This window comes from Enterococcus olivae (assembly GCF_053760925.1).
In genome coordinates, this window is record NZ_JBSMVT010000030.1 from 25,758 (window position 1) to 33,967 (window position 8,210).

Here is an 8,210-nt window from a genome sequence, read left to right on the forward strand (position 1 = left end):
GTATCAAGGACACACTCTGTATATTGATGATAAATAACAAAGAGGAAGCAATCAGATAAGTTTGATGCTTCCTTTTTGTCTATTCAATGATATTAAGGTAACTGTGCAACAATCTTCCAATTATCATTCTTCTCTAAAGCTAACTGATATTGAGAGATATTTTCGCTTTTTGTTTCACTATCCAAATATCTTACAGCTACTTTTACAACATATTGTTTATCCTTCATTTGAATGGAAGGATAAATCAATTCTGAAAAAATCAACTCTTTGTTAATCATTGGTAAGGTGTTTTCTGCCATGTAATAAGTTAGTTCACTACTACTTGCGGTTGGATATAATTTAAAGAAAGTTTCCAAAAAGGCGATTATTTCTTGTTGGAGTCCTTCTTCAATGCTGTTGTCATTTTCAAAAAATTCTGGTTGAAAATCAGAGATTTGAGGAGTGGTCCAAATCGTCGGATTAGTGGTAATAACTAAATTATCTGCTTCATCTTGATGAACGGTGATACGGTAAGATGATGTACTGTATTTATTTTCTTCGCCTTCGGTAATTCGTTGGGTAACAGAGTAAATCACTTCAAAGTTTTGTTCATCAATCGCTTGTATGCGCCAAATTTTGCGATCACTGACAGAAGAACTCGTGGGAATATCGGTCCGAATGGTATCTACATTCAATTCTTGTAATTCATAAGTCAGGTAACGATTGATTCGTTCAGGTCGTTGCTCAATAGCTTCTTTGTTATTTTCCCAAGAATAATACTCTTGAATAAAATTAAGAGTAAAACTCTCAACCGCATGGGTATCAATCAGCACAGGTTCAATAATTGTTGTCTCATGAATCGTGTGCGTATCAATAGCAGTAAAGTTTTTATAGAGGCCAAAACTAAAGCTACTAATCAATAACAGCCACAAGAAAAGGACACTCTTTTTGTGAGTTCCCAAGTGGATAGTTTTAACTTTCTTTTGTTTAGATGGCTTATCTTTTTTAGGTTTGCGTTCAATATGAATTTTCATGAATACTCCTCATTTCTTATTGTTTAATTCGTCCAGCACCAATTAAATGTTGCTGCCAATAGTTTTCGTTTAAGTCGGTGTAACCAATCGGATCGCCGGCGTGGTACATTTTCATATCTCCTACATAAATACCGACATGGGTCACATAATCGGCAGTCGCATAGGTCGAGTGAAAGAAAATTAAATCCCCTGGTTCCGCTTGCGACAAAGGCAAGTGATCCATCACCTCATATTGTGCTTGGGCAGTACGAGGCAAAGTGATACCAGCTTTCTGAAAGGTCCATTGGGTAATGCCGCTACAGTCAAAAGAGGTATTTGGATTGGACCCGCCAAAAACATAGGGATAGCCCTGATATTTCAAGGCTTCGTCCATAATTGTCTGAAAGGTTTGGTTATCAAATTTTTGCGAAGCTGTCTCTAAATATTGGCTAACTAATAACACATAAAACATATTGCCGTAGTTATACCGCCAGCCACCATTTTTAGGAATCGAAAGTTCATTTCTATAAGTGACTCGTTGACCGTTAGCTTGTTCATTAGAAAAGCTTTCCGCTAATTCAAAAGAATAGTTTTTTCCATTTTTTGCGACATAATGTAAAAAGCTACCGCCGTAATTGTACGCTTGAATCACGCTTTGTTGATCAACACCTAACGCTTCCGCAGAACGAACCAATCCTGCAAAATAGGAAACACCTTGTGCAATTGATTCTTCTGGGTCAGTAATCGTATTGGGTGGCAAGCCTTTTGATTCTGACGACTGCATGATATCTTTTAGAGTACCACCACTTTCGACTTGAATAATCGCTAAGAGAATATGGATATAGTCCTCAACATTCTCTTGCTTTGCGTATTTTTCTACTAAGGAGCGATACTTTAGGACCTCTGGTGAAACAGATAAACCACTTCCTTGAATAACAATGGAATCAGAAGAATTACCTTGAGGTTCATCTGCCACAAAAATTGCCACAAAGGACAATAAGCCAAAGAAGGACAGAAAGAGTGTCAAAGCAATTATTACTTTTAGTTTCCATTTCATAGCGATTGACCTACTTTCTGTTCATTGGACGTGTGAAACGGACATTTTTCTTTTGATGTTTATTTTGGGAATAACAGACAGTTGAAGTGGTTTGTTTTTTATTCGTCCTATTCATTGTCGGTTGCTTGTGAGAAATAGGAGCTTGTTGCTTAATAGAAGGTCGTTGTTTCATTGATTTGTGCATTTGTTTGGTGATTCGCTTTTGTACTTTTGAAACTGTTTGTTTTTGTGGTACTTCTTGCGCCACTGTTTGAACTTTATTCAATGGTCTGTGTTGTATAGGTGGACGAGTGACAGTAGAACGAATCGGTTTGGATTCTACTTGTTTCTTCACTGGACGAGTTCGTTTTACTTGAGGCAACTCTGTTTGCTTGGCTTTTTTCGACGCTGGAATTGTACCAACTGTTGGTCGTTGATGGTTCTTGTCAGTCATAGGTTTGTTCGTTGCTCGATGTGTTTCTTGTTTTGTTTTTCGAGATTGCACAACGGGTCTATTTTTACTAGTCACTGTTTCTGTTCGTTCATCTGATATCCCTTGTTTAAAATCAGAAACAGTTTGATGGATATTTCCTGTAACTGTTTTAGGGAACTCTTTAACTTGTTGTGTCTTTTGAGCCACGAAATTGCTTGCTCGATTTTTACTATCCAAAACTTTACCAATTTGTTGTCCGGTCTGATAACTTCGAGTGGTTGGTCGTTGTGTACGTTCATTCTTTGGTTGTTGATTGGAAGGAACAGACGCACGAGAATTGGAAGGTGTTGTACCTGCAGTTGAAGGAAGTTGATTCCTTTTTTTTCTGCCTTTGGTTTTGCCTGCCAAATACCCAAGCGATCCACCAATCATGGTTCGACTAATCGTTCGTTGAAGTCGTCTGGCTCCTCGGTGCATATATTGTTTTGGTCGTCTCATGACACCTCGACTAATTTGTTGGGAATCGTTGGCTTGAAGATTAAACAAGCTCATAATGTCGCCCATCTTTAAGTAAATGCCCGCAAAAGTCACGATTTGTAGGAAAGCAACAAGGAAGAAAGGATAACTGGTGGTTAAGCTATACAACATGGTGGATAAACTAAACGCCACCGTAATAATCAACGTGATTCCTGCTCGCAACATAATGGTATTAAAGAGTTTCATCAGAGCTGCTTTTCCCATACCACTAAAGGTTGGCAACATAGCCAACAAGAAACTGATAGGTAAGAACATTGCATAGAGAATAAACAGAATTTGACTGAAAATCATAATGCCCGTCAATAAGAAAACGAAAATGGAAATCCCAATGTTAAACAAGACTAAAAAGCTAACCGTCCCTAATCGATTGACTGTTTTTGTTAAAGTCAGTTGTTGGTTGTCATGTGCTTCAATTTCATTTTTAACCGCTTCTTCCCGATCCTTGCCATTATTGGCATCAGGATTGACTTCTAAAAGGTCATTGACTCGACTTTCGCCAATGTCTTCTTTATTTGAGTTATCAAATTGTAGTAGTAGCCAAGGTTGTTCGACTTGTACCGAAAACAAGGTATCTCGAATACTGTCTACACTATCTGTTCCTTGTGAAGACGAATGAGGAAAAATAATTTGAGCGCCTAAATCTAAACTTGCTTGCGAAATATCGGCAGAAAATTCATTGATCCGTTGAATGTACGAAGGCGCAAAAGCAATAAAGCCGGCCGACAAAACAAACACTACAAGAAAATTAGTGACTGCTTGAATTGCTTTGGATGTTTCTCGTTTAATCAAGCCGACATAAGCAACATACGCTCCCACAATCAGAATAAACAACAACAGAAAACCAACATAAAAGCCAGAAGTGGAAAAGCCATTTTCTGATACGCCTGCCAATATTTGAATGTTTTCGCCAATTTGATTGGCTGTGTCCGAGATAAAATCTAGTTTGTAGGCTTGTTGGATCAAGTAACCAGTCGCATTGGAGAGATACAAACTAATGGTCCAAATAAAATCAGACATAGCATACAAGCCATATTGGACTTGATTCCCAATGCCATCTTTCCAATTCCAGGGCAGCCAATCCCAATCGGTATCAACATAGAAATCTAATTGATAATGCGCCAATGGATATTGGGAATAAAGATTTTGCGCGTCCACGGTATCATCAACTAGCCCAATTGCCTGAGCGGCCGGACCAAAAAGCAAGAGAAATAAAAAAGTCGTTCCTCCAATCAGAAGAATGACACCTAACATTTTTTTCAATTTTGGTTTCATGAATACACCTCACTCTTCTTGATGGACGGGGGGACGAGTATCAAAGGCATGGAATAAATCTTCAAAAACTGGATGGACTTGAATCGTTCCCACACGTCCATACAAATCTTGGATTAAGCATTGGCCATTTTCTAATTCTCTTAACCGCTTTTGGTTATCCTCATCGTCAGGATCAACACCAAAAAAGGCTAAGGTCTTTTTGATTTCTTGACTATCCGTTGAACGAAAGGCAAACTTTAATCCTATGTTGTTCTTCAATTTTTCATCGATTAAATCGTCCGCATTTTGCGTGACAAAATAAACACCCGCATTCATTGAACGACCTGCACGAACCAAGCGATTGGATAAGGTTTTTCCTTGTGCGACTTGTAAAAACGACCATGCTTCATCTAAATCAACAATTTTAAATTTGGTTCGATCAGAATGAATGAAATCCAAAGCAAACGTTGAAATGACAATTAACATAGCCACACTCAATAATTCAAGAGTCGTATAATCTGAAAAATTTGATTGAGCGTCTGGTAAGACCAAATCCGCCACTTGAATAATGTTTAACTGTTTGTCTAAACTAATCGAGTTTTCTGTAGTGCCATCACTGAATAATAAATGGGCGAAATCGTAATCGGTAAAACTTTCAATGTGATCCGCAATCGAATGGGATAATGGGTTATCATCTTCTCGTAATTCATCAATGACTAACCACAAACCACGAATCTCTTTTTGAGTGACGGAGCGAATCGCTTTTCGTAACAGAGGAAACCTTTCGCCATCTCGACTAGAAATTCCAGTTAGAAAAGTCAGAATATCAATTGCTAAACTTTCGGCGTCTTTCTTTCGTTTCATGAGAACATAGGGATCAAGCAAGCCTTGATTTTTCTCTTCACTGGTTAGATTGACGATATTAATTTCATTGGACATATCTGGCAAGGTTTCTTTCCAATTGCCACGTTCGGCCTTTGGATCAACAATCAAGGCTTGTGCACCAAATAAAACCGAGTAATACACCAATAAGTTATTAGAGAAGGATTTACCACCACCTAAAGAACCAAGAAAAGCGGATGCCAGAGCATTGGTCACCGAGCCTTTAACGCCTTGACTCGCTAGACTAGGTTTGAGATACACATTTTTTCCAGTCTCGATATTGTAGCCAATGTAAATGCCTTCCGTTTCTCCTAACATTTGTGACGCACCAAAACCTAAGCCTGCTAGAAAGTCAGAAGTCACATATTGTACATAATCATTGATGTATCGTTTACTTGAAGGGAGAAATTCATAATGTAAGCCCAACATATCGCCAAAAGGACGAACCAATTTAATACTCCAATCGTCATAGAAATCTTTGATCTCGTTGCAGCGACGTTTTAATTCTTCATAGGAAGTAGCGGCCACTCGAATGACATAACTTAGTTTGTACATGGCTTCTTTAGTTTGATCCAGTTCGGCTTCTAACTCATTGACATCTTCTAAGGCTTCCAAGACATTGTTTCCTGTTTCATTGTCGCTATTCCATGCGTGGTCGTCCAAGTCTTTCAGTTCTTTTTTCTTGTTTCGAACAGTAGATAAGGCTTTTTTATTGGCGACAATTTCAATGTTCATATTGGTATCAATTGGGAAGTCGAATTGTTGTTGCTGGTAGTAGAAAATCTCATTGGAAGGGAAATCCAATTCACCAACAATTGAATCAATTGTAAAATACGCAACATAAGACGTCGTTTCTTCATTTTGAATTTTCAAATAGCGTTGATTTTCTTCAATCAAGGAACGAGTCGGTTTCAATAAATCATATCGTTTCACGAGTGTTTGGTGTTTTAATTTTTTGAGCGGTAAAAAGAATTCGTATTCTTCAAAAGAACTTGTTTCTTTGCCATATAGATGTTCAATCAGATAACCAAAATCATTTTTATCTAAAGGTCTAATATGAAAACGACGTTCGATTTTTGCTTGTAAGAGGTCCGCCATTTTTGTGTAACGACGGACTTCATCTTGTGGCATTACTACAAAATCACTCATCCATTTCTGATTCACTTCTCTAAAAAATGTAGTGAGTGTATTCTTAGCAGATTTTTTCAAATTCTTTAAGGAAACTTCCTCTTCATTGACTAAGAGTTTAAAGCCAATAAAAAAGCGATAGTCCACTTGATTGTCGCCAATCATGTTTACTAACGCTTCGGTTTGTTCATCAATCCGTTGAAAAGCAATGTCTTTCAACCGGCCAGTGACTGTTTCTTTACTTTTTTCTTGAATCGAACGAATCGATCGTTCCGTACTAATCTGTAAGGCATGAATTTTCCCTTCGCGATTTTGTGCAATCAGTTGTCGAAAATTCGTGTGTACTTGTAATTTTTGTTCAGGTGTCAAAAAGGAATAGTTATAGGGCAACAATTCGTAATAGGCAAAACATTCACCGTCGTGATTGAACACGAGGTTATTTTCAATATATTTAATCGGATAGTTCAATCCATTCACTCCTTACTATTGTGGCAGTCTCATTCATTTTTTCTTTTTCAAATATTACTTTTTTTCCAGCATAGGTCAGTTTCGAACGGAAGGCATAAGTGACAACGGTTTGAATGAAACGATAGGGTTTCTTCCCATCGAACGTCTTTTGACTCATGAACCAAGTCAAACCAACAGGAATGCCGACATATTTCAATAACGCGCCCTCAATCAATGAAAGAGGAGGGATATCAGCTAATAAAATCACTGTAAATAGACTACACACAAACCAAGCCATCTGACTAAAACTAATTGGGAAGGGAAGTTTAAAGTCATTGATTGCATAAATTACTTTTTCAACCGACCAAATACTGGTATAACTTTTTAGTTTTTTCAAAATACCACTTCTTTCTATAAATAAAAAAAGACAAACTCAAGGTTTGTCTAATTATAATGTTCACTTTCTCTATGATAGTTCATACTATTAAAACGTTCACGATGAGTTTCTAAATCAATGTTTTTAAATTCCTCATAACTATAATGTTCTCTGCCTACATAATAAATCAAAGTCATAAATGTAGTAGTGTATCCGGGATACTTATTGGTATGAATAGTCCAATAATACTGTCTAATATAAAATATATCAGAAATTTTTTTGTATAAGTTGTATTGATCCTTTGTAAGGTCAAACCAATTGGCTGATAAAATTCTTCTTTCTGCTATTCTTGTTTTTGTCTCCTCTAAATCCCAGTCTTCTTTATATTCATCTTCGATAGACTTTAAAAATCTGCCAATGAAGTTACTCCAAATATCTGCAATTCGGACACCAATACATTCTTTAGAATCTACACTAACGACTTTTTTAAAATTATAATTTTGTGCTGCAAGGACAGTATTATCTTCTCGATCAATATACAAACCAATTGATTTTTCCCTAATGTTTAGTTCTCCAAGTAAAAGAAGCAAACCATGAATACCTTGAGTGTAATTCCAATTATACTGACTCTTAGTTTTTGTTGTAAAATCAGTTCTAACTATAATGTTTTTTAATGTTTTTGCAGCATGCACTTCTTGAATTTTTCTGTCTATATCTTTATTGTGTTCGATGATTTCATCTAATAAAGAAAGGATAGTATCAATAACATCAAATCTATTTGACTGTGGATTTAACAATACAGAAATTAATTCTTTGTTTTTGTGGGTATTTAAAATTTTTACTAAAGAGTAAGTGAAATTATTTATATCAATTTGAAGAGGTGAAGACATTTCCTCAATAATTGAAGAAATTAAGAATTCAAACTTATTTATTATAGATATCTGAAAAAAGAAACTATCATCAAAAAAACCCAAATTTCAAGAACAAGTTAGCCACTTTTCGAAAAACGTGAAAATCATGTGTTATCTGTAAGTTCCGATGTTGATTTGATAATGAGTTGCGGCATGGTAGTCTGATTTGACGGGCTGGCTATGCCAGCTTGCCCAGACGATACCCATGGCGCAAGAG

Annotated in this window: 6 protein-coding genes; all 6 read right to left on the reverse strand. The window is 36.6% G+C overall.

The features are described 5' to 3' along the window. Positions 1–92 precede the first annotated feature (92 nt). The 6 genes from ACWODM_RS14410 to ACWODM_RS14435 are packed head-to-tail and all read right to left on the reverse strand — an operon-like array spanning position 93 to position 7,972. Entirely contained in the window at positions 93–1,013 is a 921-nt protein-coding gene (locus ACWODM_RS14410) for a conjugal transfer protein (protein ID WP_455322046.1), read from the reverse strand. Between the two features lie 16 nt (positions 1,014–1,029). Next, on the reverse strand, positions 1,030–2,049 hold the full coding sequence (locus ACWODM_RS14415; RefSeq protein ID WP_455322047.1) for a bifunctional lytic transglycosylase/C40 family peptidase: 1,020 nt from the start codon (positions 2,047–2,049) through the stop codon (positions 1,030–1,032). 10 nt (positions 2,050–2,059) lie between these two features. Continuing rightward, the gene (locus ACWODM_RS14420) at positions 2,060–4,270 is read right to left on the reverse strand and encodes a CD3337/EF1877 family mobilome membrane protein (protein ID WP_455322048.1); all 2,211 of its coding nucleotides are present in this window, start codon (positions 4,268–4,270) and stop codon (positions 2,060–2,062) included. A 9-nt stretch (positions 4,271–4,279) separates the two neighbouring features. Beyond that, positions 4,280–6,727: a conjugal transfer ATPase TcpF gene (gene tcpF / locus ACWODM_RS14425; protein WP_455322049.1), complete on the reverse strand. Its 2,448-nt coding sequence runs from the start codon at positions 6,725–6,727 to the stop codon at positions 4,280–4,282. Next, positions 6,711–7,103, reverse strand: coding sequence for a conjugal transfer protein (locus ACWODM_RS14430; protein WP_455322050.1), 393 nt, complete (start codon positions 7,101–7,103; stop codon positions 6,711–6,713). The genes tcpF and ACWODM_RS14430 overlap by 17 nt, the downstream gene beginning before the upstream one ends. Positions 7,104–7,150: 47 nt before the next feature. After that, positions 7,151–7,972, reverse strand: a complete 822-nt coding sequence (locus ACWODM_RS14435; RefSeq protein ID WP_455322051.1) for a hypothetical protein — start codon at positions 7,970–7,972, stop codon at positions 7,151–7,153. Positions 7,973–8,210: the final 238 nt, after the last annotated feature.

Coding starts and splice junctions, on each gene's coding strand:
- ACWODM_RS14435 (WP_455322051.1), bottom strand. CDS start 7,972: ATGTCTTCACCTCTTCAAATTGATATAAATAATTTCACTTACTCTTTA.
- ACWODM_RS14415 (WP_455322047.1), bottom strand. CDS start 2,049: ATGAAATGGAAACTAAAAGTAATAATTGCTTTGACACTCTTTCTGTCC.
- ACWODM_RS14410 (WP_455322046.1), bottom strand. CDS start 1,013: ATGAAAATTCATATTGAACGCAAACCTAAAAAAGATAAGCCATCTAAA.
- ACWODM_RS14420 (WP_455322048.1), bottom strand. CDS start 4,270: ATGAAACCAAAATTGAAAAAAATGTTAGGTGTCATTCTTCTGATTGGA.